The sequence below is a fragment of the Vibrio sp. 10N.222.49.A3 genome, assembly GCF_041475145.1.
Taxonomy (GTDB): domain Bacteria; phylum Pseudomonadota; class Gammaproteobacteria; order Enterobacterales; family Vibrionaceae; genus Vibrio; species Vibrio tasmaniensis_A.
The window spans coordinates 37,588-56,938 of record NZ_JBFRVM010000080.1 but is presented as its reverse complement, the minus strand read 5'-3'; the positions used below and the strand labels follow the sequence as shown (position 1 = coordinate 56,938).

At 44.5% G+C, this 19,351-nt stretch carries 19 protein-coding genes; 14 read left to right on the top strand and 5 right to left on the bottom strand.

Annotation, left to right across the window (positions count from 1 at the left end):
* Positions 1–132 precede the first annotated feature (132 nt).
* From AB4589_RS15385 to ygfZ, 3 genes are all read right to left on the bottom strand, one after another.
* Positions 133–339 (bottom strand): DUF1107 domain-containing protein, encoded by a 207-nt coding sequence (locus AB4589_RS15385; RefSeq protein WP_009847660.1) that lies wholly within the window; start codon positions 337–339, stop codon positions 133–135.
* Between the two features lie 562 nt (positions 340–901).
* Positions 902–1,363 carry an aminoacyl-tRNA deacylase gene (locus AB4589_RS15380; RefSeq protein WP_009847659.1) on the bottom strand — a complete coding sequence of 154 codons (462 nt, stop codon included), beginning with the start codon at positions 1,361–1,363 and terminating at the stop codon, positions 902–904.
* 4 nt (positions 1,364–1,367) lie between these two features.
* The gene (gene ygfZ / locus AB4589_RS15375; RefSeq protein ID WP_372101010.1) at positions 1,368–2,339 is read right to left on the bottom strand and encodes a tRNA-modifying protein YgfZ; all 972 of its coding nucleotides are present in this window, start codon (positions 2,337–2,339) and stop codon (positions 1,368–1,370) included.
* 167 nt (positions 2,340–2,506) lie between these two features.
* On the opposite strand from ygfZ, the gene AB4589_RS15370 reads away from it, so the two are divergent.
* A complete protein-coding gene (locus tag AB4589_RS15370; protein WP_004735374.1) occupies positions 2,507–2,767 on the top strand; it encodes a succinate dehydrogenase assembly factor 2 in 261 nt (86 codons plus the stop codon).
* The gene (locus AB4589_RS15365) at positions 2,715–3,155 is read left to right on the top strand and encodes a protein YgfX (protein ID WP_012604792.1); all 441 of its coding nucleotides are present in this window, start codon (positions 2,715–2,717) and stop codon (positions 3,153–3,155) included. The genes AB4589_RS15370 and AB4589_RS15365 overlap by 53 nt, the downstream gene beginning before the upstream one ends.
* A 65-nt stretch (positions 3,156–3,220) precedes the next feature.
* Here AB4589_RS15365 and nadB read toward each other — a convergent pair whose 3' ends face one another.
* Entirely contained in the window at positions 3,221–4,837 is a 1,617-nt protein-coding gene (nadB, locus tag AB4589_RS15360; RefSeq protein ID WP_012604791.1) for an L-aspartate oxidase, read from the bottom strand.
* A gap of 389 nt (positions 4,838–5,226) precedes the next feature.
* Between nadB and rpoE the strand changes: the two genes are divergently transcribed.
* From rpoE to acpS, 11 genes are all read left to right on the top strand, one after another.
* The gene (gene rpoE / locus AB4589_RS15355) at positions 5,227–5,805 is read left to right on the top strand and encodes an RNA polymerase sigma factor RpoE (RefSeq protein ID WP_004735377.1); all 579 of its coding nucleotides are present in this window, start codon (positions 5,227–5,229) and stop codon (positions 5,803–5,805) included.
* A gap of 26 nt (positions 5,806–5,831) precedes the next feature.
* Positions 5,832–6,455: an RseA family anti-sigma factor gene (locus AB4589_RS15350; protein WP_372101007.1), complete on the top strand. Its 624-nt coding sequence runs from the start codon at positions 5,832–5,834 to the stop codon at positions 6,453–6,455.
* Positions 6,452–7,414 carry a sigma-E factor regulatory protein RseB gene (gene rseB, locus AB4589_RS15345; RefSeq protein WP_372101005.1) on the top strand — a complete coding sequence of 321 codons (963 nt, stop codon included), beginning with the start codon at positions 6,452–6,454 and terminating at the stop codon, positions 7,412–7,414. Before AB4589_RS15350 ends, rseB begins: the two co-directional genes overlap by 4 nt.
* Entirely contained in the window at positions 7,411–7,881 is a 471-nt protein-coding gene (locus AB4589_RS15340; RefSeq protein WP_017097295.1) for a SoxR reducing system RseC family protein, read from the top strand. The genes rseB and AB4589_RS15340 overlap by 4 nt, the downstream gene beginning before the upstream one ends.
* Before the next feature lie 137 nt (positions 7,882–8,018).
* Entirely contained in the window at positions 8,019–9,812 is a 1,794-nt protein-coding gene (gene lepA / locus AB4589_RS15335) for a translation elongation factor 4 (protein WP_009847653.1), read from the top strand.
* A 245-nt stretch (positions 9,813–10,057) separates the two neighbouring features.
* A complete protein-coding gene (gene lepB / locus AB4589_RS15330) occupies positions 10,058–10,954 on the top strand; it encodes a signal peptidase I (protein ID WP_102249683.1) in 897 nt (298 codons plus the stop codon).
* A gap of 26 nt (positions 10,955–10,980) precedes the next feature.
* Entirely contained in the window at positions 10,981–11,658 is a 678-nt protein-coding gene (gene rnc / locus AB4589_RS15325) for a ribonuclease III (protein ID WP_004735383.1), read from the top strand.
* Entirely contained in the window at positions 11,651–12,622 is a 972-nt protein-coding gene (gene era / locus AB4589_RS15320; RefSeq protein WP_004735384.1) for a GTPase Era, read from the top strand. Before rnc ends, era begins: the two co-directional genes overlap by 8 nt.
* Before the next feature lie 102 nt (positions 12,623–12,724).
* On the top strand, positions 12,725–13,453 hold the full coding sequence (recO, locus tag AB4589_RS15315; protein ID WP_012604785.1) for a DNA repair protein RecO: 729 nt from the start codon (positions 12,725–12,727) through the stop codon (positions 13,451–13,453).
* Positions 13,450–14,187, top strand: a complete 738-nt coding sequence (gene pdxJ, locus AB4589_RS15310) for a pyridoxine 5'-phosphate synthase (protein WP_009847651.1) — start codon at positions 13,450–13,452, stop codon at positions 14,185–14,187. The genes recO and pdxJ overlap by 4 nt, the downstream gene beginning before the upstream one ends.
* A gap of 93 nt (positions 14,188–14,280) precedes the next feature.
* Positions 14,281–14,661: a holo-ACP synthase gene (gene acpS / locus AB4589_RS15305; RefSeq protein ID WP_009847650.1), complete on the top strand. Its 381-nt coding sequence runs from the start codon at positions 14,281–14,283 to the stop codon at positions 14,659–14,661.
* A gap of 288 nt (positions 14,662–14,949) precedes the next feature.
* Here the strand turns inward: acpS and barA are convergent, their stop codons facing one another.
* On the bottom strand, positions 14,950–17,763 hold the full coding sequence (barA, locus tag AB4589_RS15300) for a two-component sensor histidine kinase BarA (protein ID WP_017103821.1): 2,814 nt from the start codon (positions 17,761–17,763) through the stop codon (positions 14,950–14,952).
* A 165-nt stretch (positions 17,764–17,928) separates the two neighbouring features.
* Here barA and rlmD point away from each other — a divergent pair, with 165 nt between their 5' ends.
* Positions 17,929–19,248 carry a 23S rRNA (uracil(1939)-C(5))-methyltransferase RlmD gene (gene rlmD / locus AB4589_RS15295; RefSeq protein ID WP_017097666.1) on the top strand — a complete coding sequence of 440 codons (1,320 nt, stop codon included), beginning with the start codon at positions 17,929–17,931 and terminating at the stop codon, positions 19,246–19,248.
* Positions 19,249–19,351 lie beyond the last annotated feature (103 nt).

Below are 19,351 nucleotides of genomic sequence, written 5' to 3'. Positions count from 1 at the left end.
CTGACTGGAGCAGATCAGATTGCTGTTGATGGTCAGTAGCTAAAGTTGATAGCAATTGACGACATCACGAACACGAAAAAAGGGTTGGCATAATGCCAACCCTTTTTGTTTTTAATTCTTTAGACTATCAGATCATGCGTACGCGCAGCGCAGTTTCATGATTTCACTATTTATTTCTTTCACGGTTTGGAAGTGACGCTTCTCTGCTCGGTCTGGTAGTACGAGTTTACCGTTATCAAACTCAAATTTACCTACGCCGTAAATGTAGATTCGTCCTTTGAAAAGTCGACTTACATGTTTAGCAATCATACTCGGTGTATAGCGCTTAAACAGTCTCATTTTTAATTATCCTTATATTTACCTAGCCTGCATATTATAGAAAAACTCCGAGATAATTATTGTGATAAGCATGGAGTAATATGCAGTAGAGTTGACGTTAATTAGATATTTGTGCTGTTCTAAGCACTTTCTTCAGTAAATATCTATTTTTACGTGAGCTCCTCCCCAAAATAGTACTGAGTAGTGAACTGCTACGAACTTTCCTGTCCGGTATTAAGCAGTGCTAATGTTACAAGTATAAGAATAGGCGGAATTTTTTTGTTTGTGTAATCAAATTGTAAATTTTGAACAAAAAAAAGCCCGTCTAAAACGGGCGAATAGTCACAGATGCATTACACAAAAGTGGATACTGATGTTACTCAGTGGATTCACTTGTACTGATTTGCTTAAAGGCTAGTCAGTAAAATCACAATAACGCAAATTCAACATTGTGACTACTTATGCTTTTATTTTGAGTAACTATTTAAGGTGGGTGTGTTTTTCTTATGACGAAGTTCACACTAAAAATGTACTCAATGAAATATTAAAATGAAGTTTGCGAAGCATGATCTGTTCGAAACGTTCATCGACTGATGTCAGCGACGATCGGTGCACATAGTGCTATGAGATCATTGGGATCCAACGCAACGCCAGCCATTCGATCACCCGAGCTAATGGTAACGGTCGAGTTGCTCTGAATGGAAGGATCAAAAATGATCGGCATGTATCTCTTTAGAGCAATAGGCCCAACACATCCAGCTTTAAAGCCGGTGATGGCTTCAACATCAGCGAGTGATACGCAGGTCATTCGACGGCAATTCAGTACCGAGCGTACTTTCTTTGGATCGATAGAGCGATCGCCAGGAGTACAGGCCAACGCATACTGGTTTCCCATATCCTTAAGCAGGATGCACTTGACCATTTGAGAGGCATTAATACCTCGTTCTTGCGCTGTCTCTTCGATGCTGGTGGTTGGCTTGCTTTGCACCAACAGGCGATAGTCCACCTGCTGTTGATCTAACCATTGTGTAATCAGTGTTTCCACGTGGCTACTCTTCGTCAAGGCTGTAAGGCAGTGGCAGAATGTTCCATATTTGCTCAGGTTGCGCAGTCAATCGAAGCTGAACATCGTCATCAAGGTTGTTTGGCAACACCATCAAACCAATCGCCTGATTATCAGCAAATTGATAGACGTTTAATAGTCGGCCTGCACCGCGCCAGTTCTCACCTACGCTGCGCTCTAGTTCAATCGTATTCTCTAGAGACAATACATCTGAACTCGTTCCTGAAACAATGCGCATTTCACGCTTGTTCATGCCACGGTATTTAGCACGAGCAACTGTTTCTTGACCTGTGTAACAGCCTTTTGAAAAGCTGATACCGCCAATCGCTTGCAGGTTGAGTGCTTGAGGGATGTGTTCGTTTTGCTCTGCTTTCGATAGGTTCGGCTGAGCATCAAGAATTTCATGATACTGCCAAAGCGCTTCTGATACTTTTTCTGCAGTGCTGCTTGATACCAAGGCTTCTGCTGCTTCTTGCGTAACAAGTAGAGCCCAGCGGTTGTCAGAGACTTGAACAGCGGTGCCACCAGAGATTACACGCACTTTACCTTGGCTTTTTGAAATCGAGTCAATGTATTGATCAGCGGACGCGCCCATGACACCGATAACAACGTCAGACGTTTGCTCGATATCAACCTTAGAGAATACAGCGTATTTCTTGATTTCAACTAATTCGACTTCAATCGCAGACTTAGGCTGCATGAGTGCGTAGCCACCGTTGTGGTGGAACAAGCGAAAGATACTCCATACCTTTCCTTTCGCATCACAATGCGCACCTAATGTAGATTCATCATTAGGAAGAGTGACGACATCGCACGTAACTTGACCTTGTAGGTACGACTTTTTGTCATCGCCTATCATGGTAATTGCGCTCCAATCTGACACGTGTGTCATCATCAGTTCTGGAAGCGATTCATTTTGCGTATGAGCGAGCGGCTGAAATGTGTTTTTCCAATCCATTTTATCTTTCCTAAGAATTTTATTTGGCTCTATGTTAATCCGGTTCTGTTTCTTTGTCAGCTTAGGTTTTTTTGTGAGCTTAGATAGGGACTGTGACTCACATAGTAGTTGCAGAGCGTATGACTTGTTACACTCCGAGAAAGAAAAATTATAGGTGAGGATAGCCAATGTACACTGCAGAGCAGAAAGCACGAATTAAATGGGGTTGCCGTCGTGGCATGTTGGAACTTGACGTAGTTATCATGCCATTTTTCGAAGAGTGTTTTGATTCATTGCAAGAGCAGGAGCAGCGTGAGTTTGTTTCTCTATTAGAGTGTGATGACCCAGACCTGTTTACTTGGGTAATGGGACACGGACGCAGTGAAAACCTAGGCCATGCTTCAATGGTTGATAAAATTGTCGCGCATAACCTCAGCAAGGTTCGTTAAGCTTCAGCTTAACCCTTCGTATTCCGCATTATTTGCAAAAGGCACTGTTTTTGGGTGCCTTTTGTTTTTCATCGTTTTCTCTTCTATTCCACTCGCTGTTGCCCTCTATTGTTTAGCTTTAGTGTTCAGTTTGTTTAAAGCCAATCATGTAATCTTGAATACAGCACATGGATGCTTTGACTATAAAGAAGATGGCGAGATTCGACTCAATGAGCAAGCCTACACACTTAAGTCCGTTGATAAGATCTGGGCGCAGTTCTTCGTTAAATTGCAGTTTGAGTGCGGATATTCAGTCTTGTTGTGGCGAGATAGTTGCAATGAACGTGAATATCGACACTTCTTGGCGCATTTACAACGAGTCCGTTTGATAAACGAAAGCATTGGATAAACAAGAACCAAAGATAAAAGAAAGGGAGCGCTAGGCTCCCTGTCGTCTTTTTCCATGACCAAAAATTAAGACTGGTTTTTCTCTGGTGTCAGAATGGTTGGGCCGCTGTCTTCAGCAAGTTCTGGGTAATCCAGCGTGTAGTGTAGGCCGCGGCTCTCTTTACGTTGCATTGCACAGCGAACCATCAACTCAGCCACTTGTAGTAAGTTACGCAGTTCTAATAGGTTATTTGAAACCTTAAAGTAGCTGTAGTACTCATGAGTTTCCTGCTGCAACATCTGAATGCGGCGCATTGCACGTTCAAGGCGTTTGTCCGTTCGAACAATACCCATGTAATCCCACATGAACAGTCTTAGCTCGTGCCAGTTGTGTTGAATGATCACTTCTTCATCACTGTTGGTGACTTGGCTTTCATCCCATGCCGGAAGTTCAGCGCACAGTTGAGATTGGTCGATGTTTTCAACGATATCTTTTGCGGCTGCCCACGCGTATACCACACACTCAAGCAGTGAGTTTGAAGCCATACGGTTTGCACCGTGCAAGCCGGTATAACTCACTTCGCCAATTGCATATAGGTTAGTTAAGTCGGTTTGACCTTGCTTATTCACCATGACACCACCACAAGTGTAGTGAGCTGCCGGTACGATTGGAATCGGTTCTTTGGTCATATCAATCCCCAAATCCATCAAGCGAGTATGGATCATTGGGAAATGCGTCGTGATGAATTCTTCAGGTTTGTGGCTGATATCAACATACATGCAGTCAGCACCTAAGCGCTTCATTTCAAAGTCAATCGCACGAGCAACCACATCGCGTGGAGCCAATTCACCGCGCTCATCGAAGTCCTTCATAAAGCGAGAGCCATCTGGGCGACGCAAATAGGCACCTTCACCACGCAATGCTTCCGTTAGTAGGAAGTTACGCGCTTCTGGGTGGAATAAGCAAGTCGGGTGGAACTGGTTGAACTCAAGGTTTGCCACACGACAACCCGCACGCCAAGCGATAGCAATACCATCACCTGAAGAGACATCTGGGTTAGAGGTGTATTGGTAAACCTTTGAAGCGCCGCCTGTTGCTAATACAACAAATTTAGCGCGCACGGTTTCAACGTGTTCTTGGTTACGGTTCCAAATATAGGCACCGATAACCTTGTCTTTCGAACCACCTATCTTATCTTCAGTGATTAAATCCAGCGCATTGTGACGCTCGAAGATCTCGATATTTGGGTGATTCTTGACGTTATCTTGCAGTGAGGTTTGCATCGCCATGCCAGTTGCATCGGCAGCGTGCAGAATTCTGCGGTGACTGTGGCCGCCCTCACGAGTGAGGTGATATTTTGGTTGGCCTTCTGTGCTGTTCTCATCTTTATCAAATGGAACACCACCATCAATCAGCCATTGCACACACTCTTTAGCATTTTCAGCAATGAATTGAACTGTATCTTCTTCGCATAACCCAGCCCCAGCAATTTGAGTATCTTCTACATGAGACTCAATACTGTCTGATTCATCGAACACCGCCGCAATACCACCTTGTGCGTAATACGTCGATCCTTCGCTGCGTGGTCCTTTGCTTAATACAATTACTTTTGCATGTTCTGCTACGCGTAAGGCTAATGACAAGCCTGCCGCACCACTTCCTACCACTAATACATCACACTGATGTTCACGGTTTGCGTTCATAAAACTTATTAAATCCCGGGCTATAGTCGAGTTGTCCATGCTCAATTGACTTCGTCTTGTTTTAGGAGTTTGGGTAAGACTGTTATAATCTTTCCCTAGTCATCCTAAAACACGACACAAAATCAATATATAGACAGCTATCTAGAAATATTTAATTGCTCAATACCATTGCTTTTGCTCAAGTTTCCCCAAATTGATAGGGATAACTATTTTTATTACATCACATTGTGAAACAATAATGGCAAATAATTTTAGGAAAGTTGGAACTTTCGGTATTTGGCTTAGTCACAATAGTGCTCTTGTAGACGGTGGTGTCAATACTACATTTCGCATAATTAGTACCCATATCTGTGAAGGTAAGGGTTATAACAATAGGAGTACCCGCTCGAATGAACGAGCAGCTAACCGATCAAGTGTTGATTGAGCGAGTTCAGAGTGGAGATAAGCAGGCATTTAACTTATTAGTGGTTAAGTATCAAAACAAAGTTTGTAATCTTATCTCTCGATACGTGAATAATTCCGGTGATGTACCTGATGTAGCACAAGAAGCTTTTATTAAAGCTTACCGCGCGATACCTAACTTTCGTGGTGAGAGTGCTTTCTATACATGGTTGTACCGAATTGCCGTGAACACCGCTAAAAATCATATTGTTGCCCAGAGCCGCAGGCCGCCAGCAACAGATGTCGATGCAGAAGATGCAGAATATTACGAAACAGGCAGCGCGTTAAAAGAAATATCGAACCCTGAGAACTTAACGCTGTCAAACGAATTGAAACAAGTTGTTTTTGGAGCGATTGAAGCGCTACCCGAAGACTTAAAAACTGCAATGACGTTGCGTGAGCTCGAAGGTTTGAGCTACGAAGAGATTGCAGAAGTAATGGATTGCCCTGTAGGAACCGTACGTTCGCGTATTTTCCGAGCTCGTGAAGCGGTAGAAAAGAAAATTAAACCTCTTTTACAACGCTAGAACTTGTAATAATTATGGTGAAAATAATGGCTGATAAAGAAAAGCTTTCGGCACTCATGGATGGTGAAACGATCGATAAAGCTCTCATAGTAGATCTCGAATCTGATCAAGAAAGCATGGATACCTGGCAGAGTTACCATTTAATTGGTGATGTTATGCGTGGGGATGCGCCAGAAACTCCAGAGTGGAACATTGCTAACAGTGTAGCGGCAGCGCTTGATGATGAGCCTGCACATGGTTCAATGTCGAACCTGCACCAATTGAATGTTGAACCTACTGTTGCTCCAATTGAAGAGCAGCCTAAACCTCAGCAAGCGAAGCGTCAGCTTCCTGCATGGTTACAACAGTTTGGACAAGTTGCCGTGGCAGCGTGTGTTTCATTAGCAGTTGTATTAGGTGTTCAGCAATATGGCGGCAGCGATCCCGCAGCTCCAGAGCAGTTGCCTGTACTCCAGACGATTCCATTTGCAGGTTCTGCGGAACCAGTAAGCTTAACACGTGACTCTGTTGAGAGACCTGCATCTGAAGCTAACATGCAAGAGCAACGCAAACGCGTTCATGCATTGTTAGAAGATTATGAGCTACAACTAAGATTAAACAGTGATGCATCGCCAATGGAAGATGCACGCCTAGAATCGGATATTGAATGAAGAAAATCCTGGTCAGTGCACTGACACTGTTCAGCTTGATGTCTCCAACAGCCTTTGCAGAGGAAACCACTGCAAAGGACTTGTTACATCAAATGAACGAGGCCAGTCAGCATCTAAATTACGAACTCTCCTACATATTGATAAAGAAGAGCAGTATTGAACCTCTGCTTTATCGTCATGCAGTTAACGACGACCAACAACTTGCACACCTTGTTTATCTAAGCGGCCCTGTTCGTGAGGTTATTCGACGTGGTAATGAAGTTAGCTACATCGAACCGGGTACAGAGCCATTTACTATTCAGTCTGGCAGCATGGTTGCACCTGTCATACCGATGATTAATCGAGATATCGATTCTCTCAACCAATACTACGATTTTGTAAAAGTTGGGCGTTCTCGTGAGGCGGGCAGTACCACGCAAGTATTACGCGTAGTGCCGAAAGACGGCCTTCGATACTCTTATGTGGTTTGGGTCGACGAGAAAACCAACCTTCCTTTGCGTGCCGATCTTTTGGATCGTGATGGCGAAGTGCTTGAGCAGTACCGCACTATCTCTTATGTCGTGAACGATAAAATTGCAGAAGCAATGGGCGGCTTGAATCAAGCTAAATTGCCGAAGGTTTTGTCATTGCCAGAAGGCTTGGTGAGTGAGACCGACTGGCAAGCCTCGTGGGTGCCAGAAGGATTTAAATCGAAAGAACTCAGCCGTTACCAAATGGCTGCGACCGAGAAAATGGTTGAAAGCCAGCTTTTCAGTGATGGATTATTTAGCTTTTCGGTTTATATCGCCGATAAAGACGAACATTCATTGAAAGGACAGCTGGTACGCCAAGGGCGAAGAACCTTGCACAGCTTAGTGATTGGCGACAAAGAAATCTCTGTGGTTGGTGATATTCCGCCAGCAACGGCCAAGCGTATCGCTCAATCCGTCACGTTCAATAAACCGGCACCAGCGCAATGATGACTGCGTTGGCAACCGTTAGCTCAGTCGAACAAAAAGGTAAGCAATATTTTGTTCAACTGAGCTGCGAACAACAAACCAGTTGCAGTAGCTGCTCATCTCAAAAAAGCTGCGGAACGGGTATTGTGACCAAGGCTGTTGGCAATAAATCCTTGTTTTGGCAGCTTAAAACCCAAAGCTTAGTTAAAGCCGGCCAGATCGTAGAAATTGGCTTTCCAGAAAAAAGCCTACTTCAGTCTGCAGCTATTGTTTATCTTATCCCGCTTTTCATGTTGATGGTTGGTGCTGGTTTTGGACAACTCTTGTTACAACCCTTATTCCAAGGGGGCGAGGGCATTGTTATCTTAACTGCAGCGCTGTTTACTGCTGGTGGTATTGGTTTGGCGAAGCGCTTAGCTAAACCAATGGAAGACAAATCCAAGCAAGAAGTTGTCTTGATTAGAATCCTAGGCAAGTCTCTCATCTAATTTATGATGCTTATTGCCCTTAAATTGGGTAGAATCTGCCAACTTGATTGAAATGCCGCCACCAATGCTGACTGTAGATTGGACGCGTTGCGGCTTTCTTATTATCCCTATTCAAAGAGTTTAGTCACACCAAGCCTATGAAGCACATTCGTAATTTTTCGATTATCGCCCACATCGACCACGGTAAGTCGACCCTTTCTGACCGCTTAATCCAAGTTTGTGGAGGGTTAAGTGAACGTGAGATGGCAGCTCAAGTCCTCGATTCTATGGATATAGAACGCGAGCGTGGTATTACAATTAAAGCGCAGAGTGTGACTTTAGATTACAAAGCTAAAGATGGTGAAACTTACCAACTTAACTTTATCGATACCCCTGGACACGTAGACTTCTCTTATGAAGTATCTCGCTCTCTAGCCGCTTGTGAAGGCGCGCTTCTTGTAGTGGATGCCGGCCAAGGTGTTGAAGCTCAAACTCTAGCAAACTGTTACACCGCGATCGAAATGGAACTGGAAGTAGTGCCAATCTTGAACAAGATTGACTTACCTGCTGCTGAACCTGAACGAGTTGCTGAAGAAATCGAAGAGATCGTTGGTATCGATGCGATGGAAGCGACGCGTTGTTCTGCAAAAACCGGTATCGGTGTTGATGACGTTCTTGAAAACATCGTAACGGCTATCCCGCCACCGGAAGGTGATCCAGAAGCGCCACTACAAGCTCTGATCATTGACTCTTGGTTCGATAACTACTTAGGCGTTGTTTCTTTGGTTCGTATCAAGAACGGTAAGCTGAAGAAGAACGACAAGATTAAAGTAATGTCGACAGACCAAGTTTGGGGTGTTGACCGTCTAGGTATCTTCACACCTAAGCAAATCGACACAACTGAGCTAAATACTGGCGAAGTTGGCTGGGTTGTTTGTGGTATTAAAGACATCCTTGGCGCACCTGTTGGTGATACGTTGACGCTTGCAAAAGGCGGCAGCACAGAACGTCTACCTGGTTTCCAAAAAGTGAAGCCTCAGGTATACGCAGGTCTATTCCCAGTATCGTCTGATGACTACGAAAACTTCCGTGACGCACTAGGCAAACTAAGCCTGAACGATGCATCACTATTTTACGAACCAGAAAGTTCAGCAGCACTTGGCTTTGGTTTCCGTTGTGGCTTCTTAGGAATGCTTCACATGGAGATCATCCAAGAGCGTTTAGAGCGTGAATACGACCTAGACCTAATCACAACGGCACCAACCGTAGTGTACGAAGTTGTAAAAACGGATGGCACAATTCTCTATGTTGATAGCCCGGCTAAACTGCCTGCTATTAATGACTTAGAAGAAATTCGTGAACCGATTGCTCGCTGTAATATTCTGGTACCTTCGGATTACCTAGGCAACGTGATCACACTGTGTGTTGAGAAGCGTGGCGTGCAAGTCGACATGGTTTATCACGGTAACCAAGTTGCTGTGACGTACGATCTTCCAATGGCTGAGGTGGTTCTAGACTTCTTCGACCGTCTGAAGTCAACGTCTCGCGGGTACGCATCATTGGATTACAACTTCCAACGTTACGAAGCATCAAACATGGTACGTGTAGATGTATTGTTGAATGGTGAAACGGTTGATGCACTGGCGATCATTACACACAAAGATATTGCCCAGTCTCGTGGTCGTCTACTGGTTGAGAAGATGAAAGAATTCATCCCTCGCCAGATGTTTGATATCGCGATTCAAGCCGCGATTGGTAACCACATTATTGCTCGTTCTACAGTGAAACAACTGCGTAAGAACGTAATCGCAAAATGTTACGGTGGTGATATCAGTCGTAAGAAGAAACTTCTTAAGAAACAAAAAGAAGGTAAGAAGCGTATGAAGCAGATCGGTAACGTTGAACTGCCTCAAGAAGCATTCTTAGCAATTCTTCATGTTGGCAAAGACTAGGTATCAATCGCACTAACTATCTGCTGAACATTACTGGTTAAAATCGTTTATTTCTTTGTTGCAAAGATTGCAATTAGGCCCACTAGTCACTGCACTTTGCGCCTCGAACTAAACGATTTTTCCTGCGTAATCTCCCCAGCATTTAGTCAGCATGATTGATACGGATTAGAAATATTAAGCAGAGTGAAAGGGTTATACTCTTTCACTTTCGTTATTTTTAAAGAAATGAAATTTAAGGGATATCAATGGCTAATACATTTTCGCTTATCTTAGTGATCGTAACTCTAGTGACTGGCATTGTATGGGCGTTGGAAAAGTTTGTGTGGGCGAAGAAGCGCCAACAAAAACTGGCTGACGTTGAAGCACAGTCGAATGGCCTAGACGCTGCAACCAGCGCAAAAGTTACGGCTCAGCCTTGGTGGGTTGAGAACAGTGTGTCCATTTTCCCTGTAATTGCATTTGTTTTGGTTTTGCGTTCATTTATTTATGAACCGTTTCAAATTCCATCTGGCTCGATGATGCCAACACTATTGGTTGGTGATTTCATCTTGGTAGAAAAGTACGCTTATGGTCTAAAAGATCCTGTATGGCGCACTCAATTGGTAGAAACAGGCAAACCAGAACGTGGTGATTCAATCGTATTCAAATACCCACCTCAGCCGAATATCGACTACATCAAGCGTGTTATTGGTATGCCGGGTGATACCATTCGCTACAGCAGCAATAAAGAAATCTGCATTCAAGCGAAGGGTGGCAGTAACTGTAAACCAGTGAAATTGAGTAACGTTGAAGAAAGCCAATTTATTCAAGATGGTGTGCCTCTAATTCAGTTGAATGAACAACTGGGTGACGTAGAGCACCAAATCTTAGTTAACCCATTACGCCGTGATCGTGTGCAAGCATATCAACCTCGCAATGGTGTTAACGAGTGGATCGTTCCAGAAGGCCAATACTTTGTTATGGGTGATAACCGTGACAACAGTGCTGACAGCCGTTACTGGGGCTTTGTCCCTGAAGCAAACCTTGTTGGTAAGGCCGTTGCTATTTGGATCAGCTTCGAATTCGAACGTGGTTCAGACAGTGTACTTCCAACATGGATTCCTACTGGTGTGCGTTTTAATCGCATCGGTGGGATTCATTAATCGATCACATAACACATCGAGAGAGCATGAATTCTCCAATTGATAAACTAGAGAGAAAGATTGGCTATCAGTTTAATGATGCCGATCTTATCCATTTGGCGCTGACTCACCGCAGTGCCGCAGGTAAACATAACGAACGTCTTGAGTTTCTGGGCGATTCAATTTTAAGTTTTGTTATCGCTGATGATCTTTACCACCGTTTCCCTAAGGTAAACGAAGGTGATATGAGCCGCATGCGCGCAACATTAGTACGTGGTCATACATTGGCAGAACTAGGTCGTGAATTCGAACTAGGAGATTACTTAAAATTAGGTCCAGGTGAGTTGAAGAGTGGCGGTTTCCGTCGTGATTCTATTCTAGCGGATGCGGTTGAAGCGATCATCGGTGCTGTCTATTTAGATAGTGATACCGAGGTTGTTCGCCGTATTATTTTAAGCTGGTACCAATCTCGCCTAGAGTCTATTCAGCCTGGTGTATCTCAAAAAGATCCAAAAACTCGCTTACAAGAGTTTTTACAAGGCCGAAGAAATCCCCTACCTGTCTACACAGTGACTAATATTAAAGGTGAAGCACACAACCAAGAGTTTACGGTTGAGTGTGAAGTGGCAGGTGTGGATAAACCTGTTATCGGTAAAGGCACTAGCCGCCGCAAGGCAGAACAAGCGGCTGCTGAAACAGCATTAGAGCAACTAAGCAATGTCTGATAACAATCAAGATTTCGATATCGATGCATTCTTTTCATCTGATAGCAAAAAAACGGGCCTACCGGAAAACCAACACTGTGGCTTCATCGCTATCGTGGGTCGACCAAACGTAGGTAAATCGACGCTTCTGAACCATATTTTGGGTCAGAAAATCTCGATCACATCACGTAAACCTCAGACGACACGCCACCGTATTATGGGCGTAGAAACTGAAGGCGATTACCAAGCGATCTACGTTGATACTCCTGGACTTCATATTGAAGAAAAGCGTGCAATTAACCGTTTGATGAACCGTGCGGCGAACAGCTCACTGAGCGATGTGAATCTAGTATTCTTCCTTGTTGACGGTACTCACTGGACTGACGACGATGAGATGGTACTGAATAAGCTGAGAAAAACAGATTTCCCAGTTGTCCTTTGTATTAACAAAGTAGACAACGTTCAAGACCGTACAGACGTGATGCAACACATGATGGAAGTGTCTAAGAAGATGGACTTCCTTGATGTTGTGCCAATCTCGGCGAAGCAAGGTAAGAATATCGATGTACTGCGTAAGCACGTTCGTAATTCTTTACCAAAAGCGACGCACCACTTCCCAGAAGAGTACGTAACGGATCGCTCACAGCGCTTTATGGCCTCTGAAATCATCCGTGAAAAACTGATGCGATTCACAGGCGAAGAGCTACCTTACTCAGTAACGGTTGAAATCGAGCGTTTTGATTACAACCCAGATAACGATGGTTTCCACATCAATGCTTTGATTCTTGTTGAACGTACTGGTCAGAAGAAGATGGTGATTGGTAAAGCGGGCGAGAAGATCAAAACGATTGGTCGTGAAGCTCGTATCGACATGGAAGAACTGTTCGGTCGTAAGGTTTACCTAGAGACTTGGGTTAAAGTTAAGTCTGGTTGGGCTGACGATGAGCGTGCACTTCGCTCGTTAGGCTACATCGACGATCTATAATATATTGAACGTCACTTTCTGATATTAAGAAAGTTGAATTGAATATAAATACAAGAGAGAGTGCGAACTCTCTCTTTTTGTATCTGTAAGAAGGGTAAGTGATTGAGCGAAGGGTTACAGCGATGCTTTGTGTTGCACCGTCGACCATACAGTGAGTCGAGCCTGATTCTGGACGTCTTCAGCGAAGAGTACGGTCGGGTGACGTTGATGTCTAAAGGTGCGCGGAGTAAGCGTTCTAATTTGAAAGGTGCATTGCAACCTTTTACGCCGCTACTGCTTAAGTGGTCTGGCAATGGTTCAATGAAAACGTTGCGCCAAGCTGAACCGATCAGCTTGGGGCTTCCTCTTGCCGGCATTAATCTGTATTCAGCAATGTACGTTAATGAATTAGTTGGGCGAGTGTTGATGGCCGAAGTGGCCATGCCCGCATTTTTTCATGACTATCTTCATGCCTTAACAGAACTCGCTCATAATGAGAACCCTGAGCCAGCACTGCGTCGTTTTGAATTGGCTCTACTTTCCGCTATGGGGTATGGCGTCGACTTTTTACACTGCGCGGGCACTGGCGAAGCGATTGATCCGAGCATGACTTATCGCTATCGAGAGCAGAAAGGCTTCATCGCTTCGGTGCGTCGAGATAACCTGACTTTTATGGGCGATGAACTTATCGCAATCAGTGAGCGTAGGTTTATCACTAAAGAGCAGTTAAAAGCGGCAAAACGCTTTACACGCATAGCCTTAAAGCCGTATCTTGGCGGCAAACCATTAAAAAGTAGAGAGCTATTTATGCCAACAATAGCCCTCTCTAGAGCACGGAGTATTGGAAAATGAGCTCAATCCTTTTAGGCGTTAATATCGACCATATTGCAACTCTACGTAATGCACGTGGTACTAAATATCCAGACCCAGTACACGCAGCTGAAATTGCTGAACGTGCGGGTGCTGACGGCATTACGATTCACTTGCGTGAAGATCGCCGTCATATTGTTGATCGCGATGTACGTATTCTTGCTGAGACAATCCAGACTCGCATGAACTTAGAGATGGCCGTAACGGACGAGATGGTTCAAATTGCACTCGATACTAATCCTGAGTTCGTTTGCTTAGTTCCAGAAAAACGCGAAGAGCTAACGACTGAAGGTGGCTTGGATGTAGTTGGTCAACTTGAAAAGATCAAAGCGGCGACCGAAAAATTGTCCGCTGCTGGTATCAAAGTATCTCTGTTTATCGATGCCGATCGTGAGCAAATCGATGCTGCGAAAGCGTGTGGCGCACCGTTCATTGAACTGCACACTGGCCACTATGCTGATGCTAAAACTGAAGAAGACCAACAAGACGAGCTTAAAAAGATTGCTGCAGGTGCAAGTTACGCAGACGACCTTGGTATTACAGTGAATGCGGGTCACGGTCTGACTTACCATAACGTAGCGCCGATTGCGGCACTTCCTGAGATTTACGAGTTGAACATCGGTCACTCGATCATGGGCCGCGCAGTCTTTGATGGTTTGAATAAAGCCGTTGCAGACATGAAAGCCGTGATGGAAACAGCGCGCAACAACGCTTAGTTCTTTAACTCGGCATTCGTTTAGTTGTAAGCGTTAAGCGGTTAATCAGTAGAATCGAAAAGTTAATAGATAGAAGTTGGTAGTAGGGTAAACATGGCTGTTGTTGGATTAGGTACAGATATCGCAGAAATTGAACGTGTTGAAAAGGCATTATCACGAAGTGGTGAGGCTTTCGCTCAGCGTATTTTGACCGATTCTGAATTTGAAGTATTCCAGCAACTTAAGCAAAAAGGGCGTTACCTTGCAAAGCGTTTTGCTGCAAAAGAGGCGGCGTCTAAGGCATTAGGCACAGGCATCGCTCTTGGTGTGACCTTCCACGACTTCGAGATTTCAAACGATGAGCATGGCAAGCCAGTTCTAAGCCTGCATAAAAAAGCGCGTGAAATCGCAGATGCGAGTGGTACAAAGTCGATTCACCTGACTATCTCTGATGAGCGCCATTATGCGGTGGCGACGGTACTACTCGAGTCGTAAATAGATTACAGCTACTTTATACCAATCGTAGTAAATAACTGTTCACCCTAGCTTGTTAAAAAACTCGATAACTTCGTTAGAATTTTTGATTGTAGAATAACTACTTATCGAAAAATCCTGCCTTGTTCTCAAGCTTTTTTCCTACGCTATTTTTGATCACTTACTTACTGTGATTGGTATTATATCTGGTGCTCTAGGTTCTAGACAGAAAAAAGCAGAGCTCATGAGCTCTGCTTTTTTATTGGCTGGTAAACCGTTTAATGAATGTTTGTGAGTCAGAAATATTCGCTAGGTCTTGGCTGGTTTCAAATAATGAATCGCGGTTGCTTGAACCTTATCTAATTCATCCTGAAGTTCAAAAAGCTCCGGTTCAATGTCTTCAACAGAAGTGCCTGAACGAAGTTCTTTCTCTATCGTTGCACATACCGACTTAAGCCTTGGTACCCCACTGTATGAGCTGCTGCCATGCATCTTGTGGATGATGTGTGTCAGCGCTTCAACGGGGTAGTCACTGTCTTCGATCGCTTTTTCCGCGGCTTCATAAACTTCAGGAATAAAATCTACGAGCATTTGCAGCATATCGCGTGCGAGGTCTTCTTTATTGGCGGCTTGTTTCAAAGCAGCTTGCCAATCAATGATGATGTTCTTGTGCTCGCTGGCTTCAACTTCTGAAACAGAGCTGTGGTCGATTTCAGCAGAGACCGCCGGGTGATCTGGGTCTATTTTATCAATGTGCTCAATCTCAGAGGTAGGGCTCCAATGAATAAGAACCTGTTGTAACACATGCTCTTCGATAGGCTTGGTTAGGTAGTCATCCATACCTGCTTCAAGTAGTCGGTCACGCTCTCCCATCATTGCATGCGCAGTAACAGCAATCACAGGCGTGTTTGCATTGTTCGCCAACGCCTTAATTTTTTGGCAAGCGGTCACGCCGTCCATCTGCGGCATTTGAATATCCATGAAAATGACATCAAATGGAGTCTCTGTCGCTTTGTCGAGAGCTTTCTGACCACTAGTACAACTGATCACTGTCTCTACGCGCTCTTTTAGCAGCGCAGTAATCAGTTTAAGGTTGGCAGGGTTGTCGTCGACCGCCAATACCGTAAGCGGTAGTTTCTCTTCTGAATGTGTTTCAATAGCGGGTGCAATTAAGGTTGGCGCTTGATTTGATACCAAAGTTTGCAGCAACTTCTTGCGAGAGAGAGGCTTAGTAATGCACTGAACATCGACTTCTTTCATCAATTGCTCACCCAACGCTAGCTCGGTACTTGGTGTACCAATAATCACGTTCTGAGCGATCTTCTTCGCGCCAATCGCCCAACCACTCACAGTATCAAATTGATACTCTTGGTTCGCGGCTAAGTTAAGTAGAACGTAGTCATACGAGGTAGATTCGTCAGGCATAACCGAACGGTACGTTACCACTAAGCCTTCTTGGGTTAGGATCTGCTGAGTAATTGATGCCGCTTGCATGTTTGGTTCGATAAGCAGCAGTTGCTTGTCTTGCAGGCACTGAGTCTCTATTAGTTCTGTCATCGGCATATCGGTAGTCGATAGTCTCAGGGTGAACCAGAAGGTGGAGCCTTGGTGAAGACGACTGGTTAGGCTGATCTCTCCGCCCATTTGGCTGACCAGTTTTTGGGTGATTACCAGACCTAAGCCTGTACCACCATAACGACGAGAGATGCTCGCATCGGCTTGGCTGAAGGCTTGGAAAAGTTGTGCTTGTTGGCGTTCTGAGATACCAATGCCCGTATCTCGAACCATAAACTGCAGCTCAATGCTGTCTTCGCTTTGTGAACGAAGTTCAACGCTGATGTCAATGTTGCCACGCTCGGTAAACTTGATCGAGTTACCCACAAGGTTAGTCAGGATCTGTTGGATACGCAGTGGATCACCAACAACGCCTGGTGGTACTTTCGGGTCGATCTTAAGTGTAAGCTCAAGACCTTTTTCATGAGCATTAGTGGCTTGAAGGTTAACCACCTCTTCTAGGCTCGCTTGGAACTCAAATGGAATGTTTTCTAGAGCGAGTTTGCCGGCTTCAAGTTTTGAGAAGTCCAAGATATCGTTGATGATGCTGAGTAGGTTATTGGCCGAGCGTTCAATGGTCTGTAAGTAGTCGGTTTGGCTGTTCGATAGGTGTGTCTTGAGCATCTGACGAGTAAAGCCAATCACACCATTGAGTGGTGTTCTAAGCTCATGAGACATATTCGCCAAGAACTCAGATTTAACACGAGCGGCTTCTTGAGCTCGTTTTTTCGCAATGTCTAACTCAACGTTTTGAATCTCTAATTGCTCTAGGGTTTCACGCAGATCAGATGTTGCTTGGTCGATGCTGTGCTGCATCTCGACGTGATATTCTGATAGCGAGACTGCCATCGCGTTGATACCGTTTTTCAGTGAATCAAGCTCACCATGCATTTTGCCTTCGATACGCACATCGAGGTGACCACGACGAATTCGGTCGACCATGTTTTTCATGTGTGTGATCGGTTGGGTTACATCGTGCATCAAGCGGAAGGCAAATACCCCAGAAAGTCCAAGACCGAGGATCAGCACCAAGAAGGCAGAGAACACTTCTTGATATTGCTGCAATCGAAGTGACGACAAGTCTAACTCTATCGCAATATAGCCGATCGCTTGATTCGCTTGAGACTGGCCATTAGCTGAGTTGATGTATTGCCCCTCAGCGATGATAGGTGTCCTAAGAATCAGCGTGTTATCGAGCAGGTTCGATGAGCTTAAATGCGGAATCGGTTTATCTTTCGGATAGGTCAGGCTTTCAAAATCAGGATGGAAGTTTGACGTTACAAACAACTCATGACGTTCATCAAACACCGCAATACTGCGCACCAGCTTAGAATTTTTTCGATGAGCATAGCTAATCAGCTGACGAACAGACTCTCGACTTTCGAGCTTCATGCCAGACTCACTCGCAATCGCTAGTGGTTCAATGATGCTAGTACCAGTGTTAACCACTTGACCCTCAAGGTCTTGATAGCGGTTAAATGAGAAAAATGCACTCAATAGCAGCCCAATAATTAGGGTTGGAGCTAGAGTTAAGGTAATTACACGGGCTCTTAAGCCATATCTGGTCATGTTCTTTAATTACATCGAGGTCTGGATATGGGAAAATAACGCACACAATGGCGGTTAAGTGAACGGTAAGCTTAATCAAAGCCGTGACGTTCGACAATGATTCCAAGACAGAATAGTGAGTCCTGGATACCAATTACTTATTAAAAGATACATTAGGCACAAGCAATGGCACGTTTTTTCCAACCAAAAAAGAAAACTCAACTCGAGACCAAGCATCAATCGGTTTTGGTTGAACGAATGGATCACAATGGCGCTGGCATCGCTTATCAGAAGAACAAACCAGTTTTCATTGATGGCGCATTGCCCGGTGAGAAGGTGGTTATTCAGCTTACTGAGAGCAAAAGTAAGTTTTCGCGAGCAAAACTCATCAAATTACTTCAACCGAGTGAGCTGCGTTTAAAGCCATTTTGTAAGCACTTTAATCAGTGTGGTGGCTGTCATCTTCAACATCTCGGTTACTCATCTCAGGTTGAGCATAAAGCACAATCTTTGACGCACCTGATGAGCAAATACCAAACGGCTAACACCGAAGTCGCCCAGCCGATTGTCGGTGATGAAACCGGTTATCGTCGTCGCGCGCGTATCAGTCTATTTGTTGATAAGAAGACACAGCTGCTTCAGTTTGGTTTCCGTAAGAAACAAAGTAAACAGATTGAAAACATCACCGACTGCGCGGTGCTTGACCCTCGCCTTAATGTATTGCTGCCAAAACTGAAAAGTTTACTGAACACTTTCAGTAGCCTTACGTCTTTAGGACATGTTGAATTGGTGTTGGGTGATACTGGCCCTGTTATGGTGCTGCGTCACCTTAAACCTTTGGTTGAAAAAGATGAGCAAGCGTTGATGACGCTCGCGAAAGAAGAAGGTGTAACGCTGTACTCGATGCCAGAAACCGATAAGTTGGTTCGTTTGGTGGGTGATTCGCCAAGCTATAGTGAAACCGGTGTAACCTTACCTTTTGAGCCAAACCACTTTATACAAGTTAACCAGAAAGTGAACCAACAGATGGTTGCTCAAGCGATTGAGTGGTTAGAGCCTCAAGCGGATGAGCGTGTGCTTGACCTGTTTTGTGGTTTAGGCAACTTCAGTCTGCCTATCGCACAACAATCGGCGTTTGTCGTTGGTGTGGAAGGCGTTGATGAAATGGTTCAACAGGCAACGGCTAATGCGGCGTTAAACCAGTTAAGCAATACGGAGTTTTATCAAGCGAACCTCGAAGAAGATTTATCTTCACAGCTTTGGGCAAAAGAGAAATTCGATAAAGTATTACTTGACCCTGCACGTGCTGGAGCGAGTGGGATCGTTGATCAAATTTCAGCGTTAGGAGCGAAGCGTGTGGTTTATGTTTCGTGTAATCCTGCTACTCTAGCGAGAGATTCTGAGAGTTTAGAAAAACAAGGCTATCAATTAGCCAAACTTGGTATGTTGGATATGTTTCCCCATACCAGTCATCTAGAATCGATGGCTCTCTTTATCAAGGCTTAGAAGCCCTTAAATATGGCTTAAAAATGAATCACAAAGGCGCAGGGAAGCCTGCGCTGATATCAATATGAGTCGAACTAACTTGGAATCAGTTAGTCATATTGAA

What these genes read in the sequence shown, in the direction of transcription:
- AB4589_RS15385 (WP_009847660.1), bottom strand. Translation starts at nt 339, where the DNA reads ATGAGACTGTTTAAGCGCTATACACCGAGTATGATTGCTAAACATGTA.
- ygfZ (WP_372101010.1), bottom strand. Translation starts at nt 2,339, where the DNA reads ATGGATTGGAAAAACACATTTCAGCCGCTCGCTCATACGCAAAATGAA.
- AB4589_RS15370 (WP_004735374.1), top strand. Translation starts at nt 2,507, where the DNA reads ATGTACACTGCAGAGCAGAAAGCACGAATTAAATGGGGTTGCCGTCGT.
- AB4589_RS15365 (WP_012604792.1), top strand. Translation starts at nt 2,715, where the DNA reads ATGCTTCAATGGTTGATAAAATTGTCGCGCATAACCTCAGCAAGGTTC.
- nadB (WP_012604791.1), bottom strand. Translation starts at nt 4,837, where the DNA reads ATGAACGCAAACCGTGAACATCAGTGTGATGTATTAGTGGTAGGAAGT.
- rpoE (WP_004735377.1), top strand. Translation starts at nt 5,227, where the DNA reads ATGAACGAGCAGCTAACCGATCAAGTGTTGATTGAGCGAGTTCAGAGT.
- AB4589_RS15350 (WP_372101007.1), top strand. Translation starts at nt 5,832, where the DNA reads ATGGCTGATAAAGAAAAGCTTTCGGCACTCATGGATGGTGAAACGATC.
- rseB (WP_372101005.1), top strand. Translation starts at nt 6,452, where the DNA reads ATGAAGAAAATCCTGGTCAGTGCACTGACACTGTTCAGCTTGATGTCT.
- AB4589_RS15340 (WP_017097295.1), top strand. Translation starts at nt 7,411, where the DNA reads ATGATGACTGCGTTGGCAACCGTTAGCTCAGTCGAACAAAAAGGTAAG.
- lepA (WP_009847653.1), top strand. Translation starts at nt 8,019, where the DNA reads ATGAAGCACATTCGTAATTTTTCGATTATCGCCCACATCGACCACGGT.
- lepB (WP_102249683.1), top strand. Translation starts at nt 10,058, where the DNA reads ATGGCTAATACATTTTCGCTTATCTTAGTGATCGTAACTCTAGTGACT.
- rnc (WP_004735383.1), top strand. Translation starts at nt 10,981, where the DNA reads ATGAATTCTCCAATTGATAAACTAGAGAGAAAGATTGGCTATCAGTTT.
- era (WP_004735384.1), top strand. Translation starts at nt 11,651, where the DNA reads ATGTCTGATAACAATCAAGATTTCGATATCGATGCATTCTTTTCATCT.
- pdxJ (WP_009847651.1), top strand. Translation starts at nt 13,450, where the DNA reads ATGAGCTCAATCCTTTTAGGCGTTAATATCGACCATATTGCAACTCTA.
- acpS (WP_009847650.1), top strand. Translation starts at nt 14,281, where the DNA reads ATGGCTGTTGTTGGATTAGGTACAGATATCGCAGAAATTGAACGTGTT.
- barA (WP_017103821.1), bottom strand. Translation starts at nt 17,763, where the DNA reads ATGACCAGATATGGCTTAAGAGCCCGTGTAATTACCTTAACTCTAGCT.
- rlmD (WP_017097666.1), top strand. Translation starts at nt 17,929, where the DNA reads ATGGCACGTTTTTTCCAACCAAAAAAGAAAACTCAACTCGAGACCAAG.